At 64.8% G+C, this 17,073-nt stretch carries 15 protein-coding genes; 9 read left to right on the forward strand and 6 right to left on the reverse strand.

What is annotated here, in order from left to right; translation table 11 throughout:
* The first annotated feature begins 54 nt into the window (after positions 1-54).
* Positions 55-795: a sulfite exporter TauE/SafE family protein gene (locus tag ESB00_RS09250; RefSeq protein WP_129047413.1), complete on the forward strand. Its 741-nt coding sequence runs from the start codon at positions 55-57 to the stop codon at positions 793-795.
* A 136-nt stretch (positions 796-931) separates the two neighbouring features.
* The gene (locus tag ESB00_RS09255) at positions 932-1,510 is read left to right on the forward strand and encodes a crossover junction endodeoxyribonuclease RuvC (RefSeq protein WP_129047414.1); all 579 of its coding nucleotides are present in this window, start codon (positions 932-934) and stop codon (positions 1,508-1,510) included.
* On the opposite strand, the gene ESB00_RS09260 is transcribed toward ESB00_RS09255, so the two are convergent.
* Complete coding sequence (locus ESB00_RS09260; RefSeq protein ID WP_129047415.1) at positions 1,511-2,206, reverse strand: YoaK family protein; 696 nt, start codon at positions 2,204-2,206, stop codon at positions 1,511-1,513.
* The gene (locus ESB00_RS09265; RefSeq protein ID WP_129047416.1) at positions 2,203-3,972 is read right to left on the reverse strand and encodes a SulP family inorganic anion transporter; all 1,770 of its coding nucleotides are present in this window, start codon (positions 3,970-3,972) and stop codon (positions 2,203-2,205) included. Before ESB00_RS09265 ends, ESB00_RS09260 begins: the two co-directional genes overlap by 4 nt.
* Positions 3,973-4,101: 129 nt before the next feature.
* Here ESB00_RS09265 and ESB00_RS09270 point away from each other — a divergent pair, with 129 nt between their 5' ends.
* Positions 4,102-6,048, forward strand: a complete 1,947-nt coding sequence (locus tag ESB00_RS09270) for a cyclic nucleotide-binding domain-containing protein (protein WP_129047417.1) — start codon at positions 4,102-4,104, stop codon at positions 6,046-6,048.
* Positions 6,049-6,075: 27 nt separating this feature from the next.
* Here the strand turns inward: ESB00_RS09270 and ESB00_RS09275 are convergent, their stop codons facing one another.
* The 4 genes from ESB00_RS09275 to ESB00_RS09290 form a co-directional block, all read right to left on the reverse strand.
* Positions 6,076-6,456 carry a hypothetical protein gene (locus tag ESB00_RS09275; RefSeq protein WP_129047418.1) on the reverse strand — a complete coding sequence of 127 codons (381 nt, stop codon included), beginning with the start codon at positions 6,454-6,456 and terminating at the stop codon, positions 6,076-6,078.
* A gap of 95 nt (positions 6,457-6,551) precedes the next feature.
* A complete protein-coding gene (locus ESB00_RS09280; protein ID WP_129047419.1) occupies positions 6,552-9,236 on the reverse strand; it encodes an ATP-binding protein in 2,685 nt (894 codons plus the stop codon).
* A gap of 192 nt (positions 9,237-9,428) precedes the next feature.
* Positions 9,429-10,853, reverse strand: coding sequence for a 30S ribosomal protein S12 methylthiotransferase RimO (rimO, locus tag ESB00_RS09285; RefSeq protein ID WP_129047420.1), 1,425 nt, complete (start codon positions 10,851-10,853; stop codon positions 9,429-9,431).
* A gap of 260 nt (positions 10,854-11,113) precedes the next feature.
* Complete coding sequence (locus ESB00_RS09290; protein WP_129047421.1) at positions 11,114-11,434, reverse strand: rhodanese-like domain-containing protein; 321 nt, start codon at positions 11,432-11,434, stop codon at positions 11,114-11,116.
* Between the two features lie 92 nt (positions 11,435-11,526).
* On the opposite strand from ESB00_RS09290, the gene ESB00_RS09295 reads away from it, so the two are divergent.
* The 6 genes from ESB00_RS09295 to ESB00_RS09320 all read left to right on the forward strand — a co-directional run bounded on the left by ESB00_RS09295 (position 11,527) and on the right by ESB00_RS09320 (position 17,060).
* The gene (locus tag ESB00_RS09295; protein ID WP_129047422.1) at positions 11,527-12,615 is read left to right on the forward strand and encodes a mannose-1-phosphate guanylyltransferase; all 1,089 of its coding nucleotides are present in this window, start codon (positions 11,527-11,529) and stop codon (positions 12,613-12,615) included.
* Positions 12,616-12,691: 76 nt separating this feature from the next.
* Positions 12,692-13,123: a Holliday junction resolvase RuvX gene (gene ruvX, locus ESB00_RS09300; protein ID WP_129047423.1), complete on the forward strand. Its 432-nt coding sequence runs from the start codon at positions 12,692-12,694 to the stop codon at positions 13,121-13,123.
* 54 nt (positions 13,124-13,177) lie between these two features.
* Positions 13,178-13,936, forward strand: a complete 759-nt coding sequence (gene truA, locus ESB00_RS09305) for a tRNA pseudouridine(38-40) synthase TruA (RefSeq protein WP_246026443.1) — start codon at positions 13,178-13,180, stop codon at positions 13,934-13,936.
* Between the two features lie 64 nt (positions 13,937-14,000).
* Complete coding sequence (locus tag ESB00_RS09310) at positions 14,001-14,735, forward strand: ComF family protein (protein WP_246026444.1); 735 nt, start codon at positions 14,001-14,003, stop codon at positions 14,733-14,735.
* A 17-nt stretch (positions 14,736-14,752) separates the two neighbouring features.
* Complete coding sequence (accD, locus tag ESB00_RS09315; protein ID WP_129047425.1) at positions 14,753-15,679, forward strand: acetyl-CoA carboxylase, carboxyltransferase subunit beta; 927 nt, start codon at positions 14,753-14,755, stop codon at positions 15,677-15,679.
* Between the two features lie 79 nt (positions 15,680-15,758).
* Entirely contained in the window at positions 15,759-17,060 is a 1,302-nt protein-coding gene (locus ESB00_RS09320) for a bifunctional folylpolyglutamate synthase/dihydrofolate synthase (RefSeq protein ID WP_246026445.1), read from the forward strand.
* The last annotated feature ends 13 nt before the right edge of the window (positions 17,061-17,073 follow it).

Raw genomic sequence — 17,073 nt, forward strand, 5'->3', positions numbered from 1 at the left:
CAATGACTGGATTCTTCGCGGCGCTCAGAATGACACGAAACGGGAATGCAATCCATGCACTTTGATCCTTGGCAATGGACGCTGCTGGCCGTGGCGGCGGTGTTCTTCGGGTTTTCCAAGACCGGTATTCCGGGAATCTCAATTCTGTCGGTCGGGATTCTTGCAAACCTGATCCCGGCCAAGCAGGCGACCGGCGTGGTGCTGCCGATGCTGATCTTCGCCGATGTCTTTGCCTTCTTCGTCTATCGCAAGAATCTCGACTGGGGTCGCGTAGGCCGGCTGTTGCCGTGTGCGGTGGGCGGCGTGGTGCTGGGCTGGCTGGCTCTCGGGCGAATCGATGACCGGCAGACGGCCCGGCTGGTGGGCGGCATCCTTGTCCTGATGCTGGGGCTGCAACTTTGGCGCCGCTGGCGGAACCCCGACGAGGCCGCGGCGCACGCACCGGCGTGGTTCGGGCCGGTCATGGGGTTGTTTGCTGGTTTCACGACGATGATCGCCAATGCCGCCGGTCCAGTGATGACGCTCTACCTGCTCGCCATGCGCCTTGATAAGCTCGGCTTCCTGGGCACGGGTGCGGCCTTTTTCCTCGTGATCAACTGGATCAAGGTGCCCTTCGCCGTGCAGCTGGGCATCATCAATGCCTCCAGCCTGTCGCTCAACCTCTGGCTCTTGCCGGCCGTGGCGCTCGGTGCGCTGTTGGGCCGCCCGGTCGTCGAGCGCGTCAACCAGCGCTGGTTTGAGAATCTCGCTCTCGGTTTCGCCGCCCTGGCCGCGCTGAAGCTGGTGTTTTTCTGAGCGAGCGAATGGGCTGTTGTATTCCTGCAGGGGCGTCCCTTGGGACGACCTCATTCGCCGGAAACTGCGCCTTACAACCGATAGCCAATCCCGACTTCTCTTTCGTGCATTTCGTGTGTTTCGTGATGACACCCGCATGGCACGCACCTCCGTCAGGCAACTTTGGAAGGCTAAGATCGAGGGCAAGCTCGCGTCCCCCAGCTGGCCGGAAGCCCCGACGCTGCAACGCCCGGCATTTGCCGGCCGCGTGCTCGGCGTAGACCCCAGCTTGCGCGGGACCGGTCTGGCCTTGATTGAGTTCGCGCCGGGCCGTCAGCCGGTGCTGCTGCGCTGCCTGACCGTGAAAGTCGCGGCGAAGCATCCCATGCCGCATTGTCTGGCGGAGATTCACCGGGCGGTGGCGGCGTTCATGGCGGATTTCGAGCCGCGGCACGTGGCGCTGGAGCAGACGATCTACGTGCAGAATTTCCAAACAGCGCAGATTCTCGGCGCGGCGCGCGGAGCGGCCATTGCGGCGGCGGCTTTGCAGCAGTCGGAAATTTTCGAATATGCCCCGTTGCGGGTGAAGCAGGCCGTCGTGGGTGCGGGGCGGGCGAGCAAGGAGCAGATGGCCCGCACGGTCATGTCCATGCTCGGACACGGCCGCACCCTGGCCTTCGACGAAGCAGATGCCGCGGGCGTCGCCCTGTGCCACGCCATGACCTGGCGCGGGTGATCAGAACGGCGCTTTGGTGTGCGGGCGGTGGCTGCGTTCGTAATGCTTGATCACGGTGTAACCCACGCCGGCGATGCCGCTCAGAGCGGCCGGGAAGAGCAGGGTGTCGTAGCCCCAGTTGCCGTAGCCAAGGCCGCCGAGCACGGCTCCGGCGAAATAGCCGAGGATCAGGACGCCGTAGATGCGGAACTTGAACCAGTCCACCTCCACGCCGCGGAAGAAATGGCCGCACGCAATGCCCAGATCGGTGACCATGCCGGTGATGTGGGTCGTGCGCATGGTCGAGCCGCTGTAGGTGGAGACCATCGCGTTTTGCAGACCGCAGGCCATGGCCGCGAGGTAGTCGCCGACGTTCGCGCCGCGCCGCAGGAAAAACAGCGCCGCCACCAGCAGCGCCGATTCCAGGGAAAGGGCGACCCCGTAGCGCCGGCCGAGGCGGAGCGAACTTTGCCGGATGATCATGCCGCTCAGAAGACAGCCCAGAAAGAAGGCGGTCAGAATCGCCAGGGCGTGGAGGGCCACCCCGTAGCCGGCGCGCGCCAGTTCGTAGCCGAGCACCGTCACCGTGCCGGTCATGTGGCTGAGCGCCTGGTGGTGCTGGCCGAGAAAGCCGACGGCGTTGATCACGCCGGCGATGGTTGCGAGCGTGAGGCCGCCCAAATAAATCCAACTGGGGGTGGGATGGTGCTTGATCATCGGTCAGGAAGAGGAGGTGACGGCTGGTTGAGAATCTCCCGTGCGCGGGCGAGTGCGTCGTCGAAATGGGCGCGGATGTTCTTTCGCCCGAGCTGCTCAATGAACCCGGCCTTCATCATCATCTCCAGCGGCTGCCGGTGCGGGCCGCTCAGCACCACCGTTCCACCGGAGGCCTGCATGCGTTCGACGATGCTTTCGAGCGCGTTCAGGGCGGTCGCGTCCATGGCTGGCACGAGCTGCATGCGGAGGATAAGCACTTTCGGAAGCGTGCCGACGCGCTGCAGGGCGTCCTCCATCTTTTCGGCGGCGCCGAAGAAGAACGGCCCGAAAATGCGAAAGACCACCACTCCTTCGGGGATGACCTTGCCGTGGGCGACTTGCTCGGGGGTTTCGAGTTCGTCCCGCGTTGTCACCTGCGCGATCTCGGTGGTTTCGGCCATGCGTTTGATGAAGAGGATGGCCGCAAGAACCATGCCGACCTCGACCGCAATCACGAGGTCGAAGACCACCGTCAGGCCGAAGGTCGTGAGCAGCACGAGCGCATCGCTGCGCGGCATCCGCCGGAGGCGGGCCAGCTCATGCCATTCGCCCATGCGGAAGGCCACCACGACGAGCACCGCGGCGATGGCGCCCATCGGCACGAACTGCGCGTAGGAGGAGAAGAACAGCACGATGAGCAGGAGCGTCACCGCATGGACGATGCCCGCGAGCGGGGTGCGGCCGCCGGCCTTCACGTTGGCGGAGGTGCGCGCGATGGCGCCGGTGACCGGCATGCCACAGAGGAACGGGCAGCAGATGTTGGCCACGCCCTGGGCGATGAGCTCAGTGTTGGAATCGTGCCGGTCGTTGATCAGGCCGTCCGCGACCACCGCCGAGAGCAGCGACTCGATGGCCCCGAGCAGGGCAATGGTGGTGGCCGGGCCCAGCAGGTCGCGAATGCGTTCGAGGCTGATTTCCGGCCAGACCAGCGGGGGCAGCCCGTGCGGGATGGCCTCGGGACCAAAGCGCGAGCCGATGGTCGCGACTCCGGCCGCTTTTTCCCAACCGAACCAGGCGACCAGCACCGCCGTAACGATCATGGCGATGATCGCGCCCGGCACGCGTCCGGCATGCAACCGCTCGCGAAACCGGGGCCAGAGATGAATAAACAGCGCCGACCCGGCGGCGATGACCAGCGTATGCAGGTTGAGTCCGGGCAGGTGCGTGAACAGCCAGGGCACCTTCTCCACGAACTCCCGGGGCGGAGTGCCGCTGACACCGAGAAACTCCGCCGCCTGGCCCGCGATGATCGCGACGGCGATGCCGGTCGTGAAGCCGCTGGTGACCGGGTAGGGGATGAACTTGATCAGGCTGCCGAGCCCGCTGGCACCCATCAGCACGAGGATGATGCCGGCCATGACGGTCGCCAGCAGCAGTCCGTCGTAGCCGTGTTTCTCGACCACAAGCAGGATGACGGTGACGAAGGCCGCCGTGGGACCGGAAATCTGCACGCGGCTGCCACCGAGAAACGAAACGATGAAGCCACCAATGATTGCGGTGAAGATGCCGATGGCCGGCGCCGGGAAGGGTGTCGCGATTTCCGGCGGGACACTCGCCACGCCCAGCGCCAGCGCCAGGGGCAGGGCGATCAATCCCACCGTGAGGCCCGCCAGCACGTCGGACACCGCGTCCTTGCGGGTGTAGCCTTGCCGCAGCAAGGCGAACAGCCTTGGCCGGAACTTCAGCGACGGCCGGGGCCAGATGCTGTTGGACGCAGGAGGGTTCATGACGAGGGTGGGCGGGCGCACGGAGTCTGCGCCAGCGCCACCGGGCCTGCAATCCCTGATCCGTTTCCAGCGAAGCGCGCTTGAACCTCCGACCGAAAGCGGCGTTTATCGGGTTGAGAATCCGCCCTAATGAACGCTTCACCGTCCGATCCTGTTTCCGCCGACCTCGGTGCGCTGCTGAACCGGGCGACGTTGCACCTCAGCCCCGACGTGAAGGCGGCCACGCTCACCAAGGAGCGGGTGGCGCTGAAATACCGGCCGGGCCGCGGCTATCTGGTGGTGACGCCCCGGCAGTGGGAGACGCTGCAGGCGTTCAAGGACGGCAAGACCGTCACGAGCGTGCTTTGCAATCTCATCGCCGCCCAGCGCAACCCCTCGCTGCGCGAACTGTATGAGCTCGTGATCAAGGCCGTGCGCGCGGGCGTGCTGCAGACATCGGAACACCCGCTGCCGTCCGAGCAAAAGCCCGCGAGCTGGCCGGTGCGGCTCAACGGCACGGCGGTGCGCTGGATGACGGTCGCGGCTGCCTTGGGCGCGACGGGCTGTCTGTTTCTGCGGCCGGTCACGATGCCGGAATCTGCGCAATGGTTGGGCCTGGGCTGGCTGGCGGCGTGTGTAGCGGCGAGTTTTGGAGCGATTCTGGCGGCTTCGGTGCTGCGGGCGGCCGACGGAGATGTTTACCGGTTGCATTTCGGTTGGAAAACTTTCTTGCCGGGCCTGCGCGCCGATCTGGGCGACACACTTCTTGGCGGCAGGGGCCTCGGCGTAAATGTCGCGCTGGCGCAGCTTGCGCCGCATTTTCTATTTCTCTGTCTTGCCGCGTGGCGCTGGCCGGGTCTGCAACTGCCGGTGCTCGCCGGAACGCTGATCGTGCTGTCACCGCTGTGGCCCTCGCCAGTACGGGAGTTGCTCGGCGCGCTTTATCGGGATTATCGCCTTTCCACCGAGGAATCATCGGCGCTGGGTAGCGGTCGTTGGGCGGCGTGGGTGCGGCGTGTCCGCCTTGAGCTGCACAACCGTGGTTACTACCTCGCCTGTCTCACGGTCGGGCTGGCGTGGATTGGACTGGGGGTGGCGCTGGTCGTCCGGTTTTTGCCAGCGGAGGTGCGGGCGCGGTTCGGCTGGTCCGAGACCCTGGCGAGTGCGCAGCAGGCGGGAATGGTGCTCGGCTTGGCGTTGGGCGTGATGGCGGCGCTGGCGGTGCTTGGTGCCGTGGTGTGGCTGGGCTGGGCTATTGTCAGCTGGTGGCGCGAGCGGGCGGAGCGGCGGCTGCGTCCGCAGGCGGTGCTCGTGTCGCCGCAGACCATAGCCGAATGGCTCGGAAGGACAGTGATGTTCCGCGACCTGCCGGCCGAGGAGCTGGCCGCCGTGGCGGCGACGGTGAAGTCCGAGGAGCACAGGCGCGGGAGTTTTGTGGTGCGCGAGGGCGAGCCGGGCGAAAAACTCTACATCGTGCTGTCGGGCCGGCTGGAAGTGCGCCGCGACTACGCGCCCGGCCGGTCGGAGCCTGTGGCTGAGATGGGCGAGGGCGATGTGTTCGGCGAAATCGCGCTCCTGCACGGCGGTCCGCGCACGCGCTCGATCCGCAGCCTTGGCCGCAGCGTGCTGCTGGCGCTGGACAAGGCCGAGTTCGAGCGGCTGGTGCTCACCAAGCTGTCGCGACAGGCCGTGGCCGACGCCGTGCAGAAGGTGGGCTTCCTCCAGCACACCGAGCTCACGCGCAACTGGAGCCACGCCACGCGCGCCGCCTTCGCTCGTCGCGCCATGCTGCGCGAGGCGGAGCAGGGTTCAGTGGTCCTCGCCGAGGGCGCGGCCAACCACTGGTTCTTCCTCGTCCACCGCGGCGAACTCACCGTGAGTGTGAAAGGGAAGGAGCTGCGGACGCTCAAGCCCGGCGACAGCTTCGGCGAACTCAGCCTGCTCGGCAACGGCTACGCCACGGCCACGGTCACCGTGGCCAGCAAGCTCGCCAGCGTGCTCGTTATCCCTGCCCGGGATTTCCTCGAATTCGTTTCTCAAGACTTCATCGTTGGCCTCGGCTGGGAGGGCACCCGCAAGGATCGGAAGGAGCGGTGAACGCGGCTCAGAGCGGTCGAGTTTTCCTTATCCCTGTTGCTCCAAGTTAAACTCTGTCTCCACGAAGACTACATTTTCAGGATATGCTTCCTTTAGATTGGCGATGATCTCATTTCGACGAGAGAGCGCCCAACTAGGAGAAGTAAACCAATTTGCAGCGGAGGGAATGAGGATGCTCTTTAATACATAGCCATGTCCCAGCGGCTCCCATGTGGTTTCGAAATCAATCGGAGACCACAGTCCCCTTTCATCTCTTTCTAAGTATCTGAAGAAAGGATGAACTACCCAAAGGCGCCAACCACGGCGATTTTCCCGATAATCTACGACTTTTTCTCGGAAAACAAATATCGTGCCCACGATAGCGATGATGCCCGCAATCCACAATATAGACTTGGTCATTGTATCCATCTGTGAGGGGAGATTCAGACAACGACAGGCTAATGAATACACATTAACTCACAAAATACGCTGCTTGGGATCAAGGCCGGAAATCCTGAAGCCGCTCAGCTCCCCAGCACTTTCTTCAGCACCCGTCCCAGATCGCCCACGCGGTAGGGCTTCGTCAGGTAGCCGAGGAAACCCATGTCGAGGAACTGGCGGGCCATGTCGTCGTTGTCGTAGCCGCTGGCGATGATGGCGCGGACCTCGGGGTGCAGGTCGCGCAACATGCGGAAGGTCTGCTCGCCGCCCATGCCGCCGATGATGGTGAGGTCCATGATGACGACGTCGTAAGGGCGGCCGATGTTGAGGTAGCGCTTGTAGAACTGCACGGCTTCCTCGCCGGTCTTGGCGATGTCGAACTTGTAGCCGAGACCCTCGAGCATGCCGCCGGTGAGGGCGCAGATCTGCGGGTCGTCGTCCATGAAGAGCACGCGGCCGGTTTTGGTGGCGACGTTGAACGTCGGCGCCCGGCGCGCCTCGACCTCGGCGGGCTGCTCGGCCACGGGCAGGAAAACGGTGAACGCCGAGCCGACGCCCAGCTCGGATTCGACGCCCATCTGGCCGCCGTGGCGTTTGACGATGGAGAGCACGGTGGCGAGGCCCAGGCCGGTGCCGTTTTTCTTGGTGGTGAAGAACGGCGCGAAAATCTTCTCCAGGTGCTCGGGCTTGATGCCGCTGCCGTTGTCCCGCACCTCGACGGTGACGTAGGTCCCACCGACCAGGCCCGAGACTTCAGCGGGCGCGAGCGTGACATTGGCGGCCTTGATCCAAATCCGGCCCTGACCGGTGGGCATGGCCTGGATGGCGTTGATGACGAGGTTCTGGAAAACCTGGAGCATCTGGGCGCGGTCCACGCAAATGGTGCCGGTGTCGGGCGCGACCTCGACCTCGACCTTCACGGTCGAGCCGGCGGCGGCGAGGCGCACGGTGTCGGCCAGGATGTCGGCCGGGCGCACCACCTGGCGGACGCCGCTGCCGCCGCGCGAGAAGGTGAGGAGCTGCTTGCTGAGGCCCTTGGCGGCGAGGCAGGCGCGCTCGCTGTTTTCGAGGCCGGAGTAGTCACGGTTCTCCTTGGCCAGCGACACTCCGCCGAGGATGGTCGTGAGGAGGTTGTTGAAGTCGTGGGCGATGCCACCGGCGAGCTGGCCGAGCGCCTCGAAGCGGTTGGCACGCACGAGTTCCTCGGGTGTCAGGCTCATCTCGCTCGGGAGACGGAAAACGACGACCGCCCCCGCGGGGCGACCAGTGGCGTCGGGCACGGCGCGCGCACTGAACGCGACGGGCTGCGGCGCAGCGTCGCCGGCCTCCAGGGCGAACTCGGTGTTGAGCGCCGTGGGCTCGGCGGTGGCGAGGACTTTGGCGACGGGATTCTCTCCCGGCTGGCCGCTCTGGAGGTGAACCAGGCGGAAAACTTCGCCGGCCTCCTGTCCGAGGCACTGGGCCAGCGTGCGGCCCAGCAGCTTCTCAGCCTTGGGGTTGAGATGGAGCACGTTTCCTCCGGCATCGGCCACGAGCACACCCTCGTGCAACTCGGCCAGCAGTGCGGCGAGCGGAGGCGCCGAGAATGCCTCCTCGGGAGTCGGTGCGAGACCTTCGGCCAGCGGCATGACGTAGCCGAGCACGCGCTGCAGCTCCTTCTTGCGCGAGATTTGCCGGATCACGCAGGCCTGCACCGGCACGTCGCGGCCCTCGCGGTGGCGGAGGTGAATGACATCGAAGTAGGCGATCTGGCCGGGATGGCGGGAGAGAAAATAGGCCTGCGCTCCGCCGGTGGTCTCGTCCATCGGCAGGCTGCGTAGCACGGATTCCAAGGTGTCCGGCAGCTCCGCCGCGGAGTAGCCGAGGAAGGTCTTGAAGCCCGGCGAGAGCCAGTAGAGCCCCGCGCTGAAATCCAGGTCGAAGAGTCCCGCGCGGCCCGCGCCGCCGAACTCGCGCATGCGCTCCTCCGCCCGCAGACCGAGTTCCTCGAACTCCTTGCGGTCGCCGATTTCGAGATTGGCGCCAATCACGCGCTGGAGCGCGCCGTTGGGCCCATATACCTGCACGCCCACGCACTGCAGCCACACGTAGTGGCCGAGCGCATGTTTCATGCGGAACTCGTGCGAGAACGGCCGGGTGCCCGTGGCGACGCGGCCCTGGCGGTCGGGGGCGGCGGCGGAATCATCGGGATGAATCAGCGCAAGCCAGGCCTCGTAGGTGTTGGGCATCGCGTCGTCAGCGTAGCCGAGCAGCTTCTTCCAGGTGGGCGAGTAATAGGCCTCGTTGCGGAGGAAGTTCAGGTCGAAGAAACCGAGCGGACCGCGGTCGTTCAACAACCCGAGAAAATGCTCGGCGGGGGCTGCGACCGGCGCGATGGCCGTCACGGTGGCGACGGGGGTAGTGCCGGCGCCTGAAGCCGGACGGGCGACAAAGACGAGGTGTTGCGGAGGATTGCCCGCGGCGGGCTCGATGCGCACCAGGCTTTCAAAATCGGAGGCCTCTTTGGGCTGGAGGCGGAGCGCGATGGGGCGGCTGGCGGCTGCCGCGACCAGCACTTCCCATTGTGACTGGACCCAGCCGGGCTCCTGCGACGTGACCTCAAAGACAAAAAGGTTGGGGAAGAAGTCACCCGCCAGTTCGTCGGGCCTCGCCTGCCACAATGCGGCGGCGGCGGCGCTGGCGAGCTGGATGCGGCCGTCATGGGCGACGACAAGAACCGCTCCGTCCGCGGCGGTCGCTGGAGCGACAGACTGGGAGGTCGAGTGCAAGAGGTTGCGGAGAGGTTGAAAAATCCGCCTGCACTTCGCGAGCCAAGACAGCCGGAACGTGCCATGGGGACCTGGTTTCAGTCGCTTTTGACGACGAAATAGAACTTTTGGCCCATGGCTCCTATGGCCATTGGGAGGGGGCGCATCCCCCGTGTGTCCGGCGGTCCGCGCAACCGTCCGCTGCGGGAACGCTTACTGAGCCTGGCGGGCGACTTTGAACTCCTTCGGCTTCTGACCCTTGGGCAGAGCGAGGAGGTCGTAGTCCTGATAGCCGGTGATGGCCACGTTCACGAACTCGCCGACGGGAAGGTCGCGCGGCACATAGACGCGGCCGTCGATGTCGGGGGCATCGGCTTCGCCGCGGGCGACGCCGGGCTCCTCGACGAGGACCTTGAGCTTTTGGCCGACGTAAGACTTGGAGACTTCACCGGCGATGCGCTGCTGCAAAGCCATCAGCTTGTGCCAGCGGGCTTCCTTGACCTTGGGTGGAATCTGGTCGGGCATCTTGGCGCCGCGGGTGCCTTCTTCCTGCGAGTAGCGGAAGACGCCGAGACGTTCGAACTTCGTCTGTTCGATAAATTCGCAGAGCTCGGCGACGTCGGCCTCGGTCTCGCCGGGGAAGCCGACGATGAACGTCGTGCGGACGGCGATGCCGGGGATGCCGGCGCGGATACGCTTGATGAGGTCGCGGATGTAGTCGCCGCTGGTCTCACGCTGCATCTTGCCGAGCATGTTGTCGGAGATGTGCTGGAGCGGGATGTCGATATAGCGCGCGACCTTCGGGCACTCGGCGATGGTGCGGATGAGTTCGTCGCTCCAGTGGGCCGGGTGCGTGTAGAGCAGGCGGATCCAGAAGTCGCCCTCGATGGCGTTGAGCTCACGGAGCAGGGTGGTGAGCGCGGTGCCGCGGCTGGAATCAACAGGCGTGCGGGGATTCGGGCGCTGCTCCCAGGTGTCCATGCCGAAGAAGGTCGTGTCCTGGGAGATCAGGTTGATCTCTTTCACGCCTTCCTTCACGAGGCGGCGGGCCTCCTGCACGACACTGTCTACCGTGCGGCTGCGGTGCCGGCCGCGGATCTGCGGAATGATGCAGAACGTGCAGGGGTGGTTGCAGCCCTCGGCGATCTTGATGTAGGCGAAATGGGCGGGCGTCAGCCGGAAGCGGGGCGTGTCGTAGTCCGGGATGTAGGTGGACTTGCCCTCGAAGAGCACGGCGGGGGCGGCCTTGGCGCCGCCGGAGCCGCGGTCCTTGGCGTAGATTTCCTCGATGATCGGGGCGACCTTTGTGACCTGGTCCAGGCCGATGAAGGCGTCCACCTCGTCGTGCAGCTCGGTCTTGAGGTCCTTGGAGAAACGCTGGCTCATGCAGCCGGCGACGATCAGCTTCTGCTCCTTGCGGCGCTTTTTCATCCCCTTGTTCTGGTGAACTTCGAGGATGTGGCCGATCGACTCCTCCTTGGACGAGTCGATGAACGAGCAGGTGTTGACGATGACCACGTCGGCTTTCTCGGCCTCGGGTATCACGGCCATGCCCGCCTGATGCAGGTGACCGACCATGATCTCGCTATCCACGAGATTCTTGGCGCAACCGAGGGAGATGAGGCTGACTTTGATCATGGGTGCGTTTGTGGAGGCGGCTGGTAACCGCGGGTCCGGCAAAAGAAAACGGCGGTCATAGACCGCCGCTACAGGCAAGGCGTCCTGGGAAGGGCCTTACTTCTTCTTGGCGGCCTTGATGGCGGCCTTGATCTTGGCGTTGCGGCGCTTGTGATAGGCGACGCGGCGTTTCTTTTTGATGTGCTTGTTGAGTTGTTGACCCATAGGTGGAGTAAGTGAGCGGTCTTTGTGCCCGAAAGGGCGCGGGATAGTCAAGCCCCTCAATAGCGGGCCAGGGTGGGGTCGATTTGCTCGGCCCAGGCGTCGATCCCCCCGGCCACATTGCTGACCTGCGTGAAGCCGTTGGCGCGGAGGAATTGCGTGACCCGCAGGCTGCGGCCGCCATGGTGGCATTGGACCAGGATAAGCCGGTCCCGGGGCAGGTCAGGCAGGCTCTCGGGAATCTGGCGCATGGGGATGTGACGGCTGCCGGCGATGGCGCAGGTGGCGACCTCGATGGGTTCGCGCACATCGAGCAGCAGGGCGCCTTCCTGCTGGAGCCGGGCGGCGGTGGTGACATCAACTTCGAGTGGCGTTTCCATGGAGCCTAGGCAAAGCGGACAGCTCCGCATGGCAACCAGTTAGCCATTGACCACGGCGCCTAGCTACAAGTGCAATAGACTTCATAAGTCCTATGCCTGAACGATTCGTTGTCATCATGGCTGGCGGTCGCGGCGAGCGGTTTTGGCCGCAGAGCTGCGCCGCCACCCCCAAGCACCTGCTCCCGATCGTCGGGGACAAGACCATGCTCGCCCAGACGGTGGACCGCGTGGCCGGCGTTGTGCCGCGTGAGAACATCTTCGTGCTCACCACGCAGGCGCAGCAGGCCGGCTGTCGGGGCGCATGTCCCGACCTGCCAGCCGGCAACATCGTGGCCGAGCCGATGGGGCGCGATACCGCGGCGGCGACCGGTCTGGCCATGTTGCTGGTGAAACAGCGGAGTCCCGGCGCGGCCTTCGCCATGCTTCCGGCCGACCATGTCATCCATGACGTTAAGGAGTATGCCGCCCTCCTGAACGTCGCCTTCGAATCGGCCGAGTCGGCCGATGTGCTGGTGACTCTGGGCATCAAGCCGACGGCGCCCGAGACCGGTTTCGGCTATATTCAGCAAGCCGGTCCCTGGAAGCGGGTGGGCGGACGAGACGTCATGTCCGTGAAGCGTTTCGTCGAAAAACCGAATCTCGAGACCGCCAAGAGATACCTTTCCTCCGGGGAATATTTCTGGAACGCCGGCATGTTTGTCTGGCGCGTGCCCGTTGTTGAGGCTGCCTTTCGCGCGCATGCTTCCGAGCTCTACGCCGGTCTGACCAAGCTTGAGTCCGCGGCGAAATCCGCTGGCGGTTGGACGGCGGCGCTGCCGGAGGTTTACCCGACGCTGCCCCGGATTTCCGTGGATTATGCGCTGATGGAAAAATCCACCAACGTCGTGGTTGTGCCGGCCACCTTCGACTGGGACGACGTCGGCGCCTGGCCGGCGATCGCCAAGCATTTCACGCCGGACTCCGCGGGCAACGTCCTGCGTGGCCTCGCCATGGTCGAGGGCGGCGCCAACAACATCGTCGTGAGCGAGAGCGGCCATCTCACGGCTGTGGTCGGCGCGAGCGATCTCGTCGTCGTCCACACCGCGCAGGCCACCCTGGTTTGCCCCAAAGACAAGGCCCAGGACATCAAGGCGCTGCTCAAGCGCCTGGGCGAAGACGCGGCGCTGAGGAAATTTTTGTGAATGGCACGGTGTCAGGGCGAATTGTAGCGGCGCTCTATGAGCGCCGTTCGGCGGTCACAGACCGCCGCTACAGCTCATGCGTTGTCTCGGCATAGATTACGGCACCAAGCGCGTCGGCCTGGCCCAGGGCGACGAGATCGGCGTCGCCACGCCGCTGCCGGCCCTGACCGACGCCGATGAGACCGTGCGCTGGCGCAAGCTGGGCGAACTGATCCGCCTGCGTCGATTCACCGAGCTCGTCCTCGGCTATCCCTACAACATGGACGGCACCGTCGGCTTCAAGGCGAAGGAGGTCGATGCCTTCGCCGCGCGACTCAAAGCGGAGTTCGGCCTTCCCGTGCATCTCGTGGATGAAACCCTTACCAGCGCCGAGGCCGAATCCAGCATCGCCAAAAAGAACCGCCGCGCCGTCCGCGACAGCGGTCTGATCGATTCCCGCGCCGCCTGCCTGATCCTCCAGGACTACCTGGATCAGAAGCTGCCGCCGGCGATTTCCGGACCGCAATAACCACCGATTACCCGGATGGACACGGATGAAGAAGGAATCTATCCGTCCTCATCCGTGAAATCTGTGGTCAAAGACAAACCGCTGCGATGGAAGTGCGTCGTCGCTTACGACGGCACGACTTTCCATGGCTGGCAGAGCCAGGAGAGCCGCAATACGGTGCAGGATCTCATCGAGTCACGGTTGAAGGCCATCTTCGGTGATCTCATCCGCATCGAAGGCAGCGGGCGTACGGATTCGGGGGTGCATGCCCACGCGCAGGTCTTCCACTTCGACGCGGCCTGGCGTCACGGCGCGGAGAAGCTGCGCAAGGCCATCCAGACCGGGCTCCCCCGCAGCATCCTGCTCAAGTCGGTGCGCGCGGCACGGCCGGATTTTCACGCGCGGTTTGATGCCACGGGAAAAATCTACCGCTACCACGTGCATCTCGGCGATGCCGACCCCTTCGAGGTGAAATATTGCTGGTCTCTGGGCCGGGAGCTCGACTGGGCGGCGGTGCAGGCCACGGCGAAAGTCTTGCGCGGAAATCATGACTTTTGGGCCTTTTCCGGCGAGAACGACCGCACCTACGAGACCACCGTGCGACACTTGCGGCGGTTGGAGGTCAAGAAGCAGGGCCGGCGCGTATCCTTCACCTTCGAAGCCGACGGCTTTCTCTACAAGATGGCGCGCAGCCTCGCCGGCGCCCTGGTCAATGCGGGTCTAGGCAAGATAAAGCCCGCGGACGTCGCGGCGTTGCTAAAAACGCGGAAGCGCATCGCCGAAGTCGTCACCGCTCCGCCCCAGGGTTTGTTCATGGTGAAGGTGATTTACTGAAGAAGGGATGTCATGGATTACGCAGATGGACACGGATGCGGAATGAATCTATCCGTGGTCTGCCGTGAAACTAGCGCTCCAGCAGCTCTGCCGTGACGGATTGGACGTGCTGTTTCCCCGCAGCTGCGTGCATTGCGGCCGGGCGGTGGAGGCGGGGAGCTTCCGGCACCTGTGCCCGTTTTGCGCGCCTTTGCTACACCTTGTCCGGTCGCCCCACTGCACGACCTGCGGGCATCCCTTTTTCGGCGACATGGCCGAGGACCGGCTTTGCGAGCACTGCGAGACGCTGCATCCGGTCTTTGGCGAGGGCCGCACCGCCATCCTGTTGCAAGGCGCCGGACGCTCACTGATCCACGCGTTGAAATACCACCGCGCGCTGCACGTGCTGGAGGACATCGTGACCGCCATGCGGCAGGCGCCGGGCTACGCCGATTATGCCCGCGGCGCCGTGCTGGTGCCGGTGCCGCTCCACCCGCGCAAGCTGCGCGAGCGCACCTACAACCAGGCGCTTTTACTGGCCGAGTGCCTTGCGCAAGCCACGGACGGCGAAGCGGAAGTGCAGCAGCTCTTGCAGCGGGTGGCCGACACCCACACCCAGACTCATTTCGACCGCGAAACCCGCCGGGAGAACCTGAAAAATGCCTTTGCTTTGGCTCCCGGCGCCACCCTTAATCCGACGTATCGTTACCTCCTTATAGATGACGTCTTCACCACGGGCTCCACACTCAATTCCTGCGCCGCCGTGCTGCGCCGCGGTGGTGCGCTGAGCCTCGACGTCGCCACCTTCGGCCACGGCTGATCATTCCTTTTTACGCCATGTCGCATTTTGCCAAACCCAAGCAGCCCTCGGCCCCCAAGGCCACGGGCGCCAAAACCACCAAGAAGAAGGTCAATACAGAAGGCCTCTGGACCAAGTGCCCCGTCTCGGGTGACATCGTGTTCAACAAGGACCTTGAAGCCAACCTCATGGTGGTGCCGAAGAGCGGCTACCATTTCCCCATCGGCTGCCGCGCCCGTATCGCCAGCATGATCGACGAGGGCACTTTCGAGGAGCATGACGCCAACGTGAAGTCGGCCGACCCGCTGAAGTTCGTGGACTCCGCCGCGTATCCCGACCGCATCAAACGCTACGAGAAGGACAGCGGTCTGCCCGAGGCCGTGATCTGCGGTACCGGCAAACTCAACGGCATCCTGGTGTCGCTGGCGGTGATGGATTTCCGCTTCTGCGGCGGCGCCATGGGCGCAGCCGTGGGTGAAAAGATCACCCGCGCCATCGAGCGTGCGACCAAGAAAAAGATTCCCTGCATCGTGGTGAGCGCCTCCGGCGGTGCCCGCATGCAGGAGGGCATCTTCAGCCTCATGCAGATGGCCAAGACCAGCGCCGCTCTCGGACGCCAGGCCGAGGCGAAGCTCCCCTTCATTTCGATCCTGACTTACCCGACCACCGGCGGTGTCACCGCCAGCTTCGCCACGCTGGGCGACGTGATCCTGGCCGAGCCGGGCGCGATGATCGGCTTCGCCGGTGCGCGCGTGATCAAGGAAACCACCAAGCAGACGCTGCCGGCCGGTTTCCAGACCTCGGAGTTCCTGCTCAAGCACGGCCTCGTGGACCAGATCGTCAGCCGTCTCGAAATGAAGGACCGCCTCACCAGCATCCTCCAGGCGCTGCACACGCACAAATACATCCCGCACAAGGTCCCGACCGCCTCGCCATTCCCGTCGGTCAGCGCGGCCAGCGCCTGAACGCGGCCAAGTCGGTCCATAAGCCTGATAAGTCCTATACGCCCTATAGGTCCGATAGAATTCCCCTAAGCCGGCCTCAGTGATCCTGCCGCTCTCCGACTACAGTTCAGTCAAGGACTACCTCTACAGCCTCAAGGCCGGGGGCATGAAATTCGGCATCGATCGCATGCAACGACTGGCCGCGGCGTTGGGGCATCCCGAGCGGAGTTACCCGGTGATCCACGTCGCCGGCACCAACGGCAAGGGCTCGGTCTCGGCGATGATCGAGTCCATCCTGCGCACGGCCGGCCGGAGCACCGGGCTCTACACGTCGCCCCATCTCGTGAAACTCGGCGAACGCGTGCAGGTGAACCGCCGTTTGCTGACTGAGGAGGAAATCGTGGCCTACGCGCGCGAGTTGCGACCGGTTGCGGAGCAGGCAGCGGTCTTTGCGGCCGACGAACACGCCACCTTCTTCGAATTCATGACGGCCATGGCCTTCCTGCAATTCCAGCGCAACCGGGTGGACGTGGCCGTGGTGGAAGTGGGCATGGGCGGACGGCTCGACGCGACGAATATCGTTTCGCCCGCGGTGAGCGTGATCACCTCCATCGGCCTCGACCACTGCGCGGAACTCGGCGACACGGTGGAGAAAATCGCCCGCGAGAAAGCCGGCATCATCAAGCCCGGCCGCCCGGTAGTCATCGGGCGCATGCCGCCCGGCGCCGAGCGTGTGATCCGGGAAGTGGCGGCGGACCGGCAAGCGCCGGTGCACTCGGTGCGCGATGTTTTTGGCGAAGACCTTGCCCGCTACCCCGAGACCAACCTCGAAGGCGAATACCAACGCTGGAACGCCGCCACCGCTGCGCTCGCGGTGCGCCTGCTGCCGGCTGCGCTGCAAACCGAGGATCAGGTGGTCGCGCGCGGATTGCGTCAGGTGGACTGGCCCGGGCGCTGGCAACGCCTGGAGGCGGGCGGGCGGCACCTCATCCTCGACGCTTCGCACAATCCCGAAGGCGCCCGGGAGCTGGCCAAAAATCTCGCCAAGCTGGAGCGGGAAACCGGACGCAAGCCGCTGATCATCGCCGGGGCCTTGGGCGAGTTTCGGGCCCGCGCTCTGCTGGACGTGGTGCTCTCGCACGCCGCGAGCCTGCACCTCGTCACGCCCAACCAGGCCCGCGCCACGCCTTACGACGAGATGCGCGCCCTGGTGCCCGAGGCGTCCCGCGCCCTCGTGCAACGCGGGGATCTCGCGAACATTTTCCCGACGCCCCGGACCTGCACGCTCGGCCAACCGGGTGACACCGTGGTAGTGACCGGTTCGATCTATCTGCTCGGTGAAGTGCTGGAGCGGCTCGATCCCGGCCGGGGTACGCGAGAGGACAAGCTCCAGGACTTCTGAATCCATTGCGCGC

Source organism: Oleiharenicola lentus (assembly GCF_004118375.1).
Taxonomy (GTDB): Bacteria; Verrucomicrobiota; Verrucomicrobiia; order Opitutales; family Opitutaceae; genus Lacunisphaera; species Lacunisphaera lenta.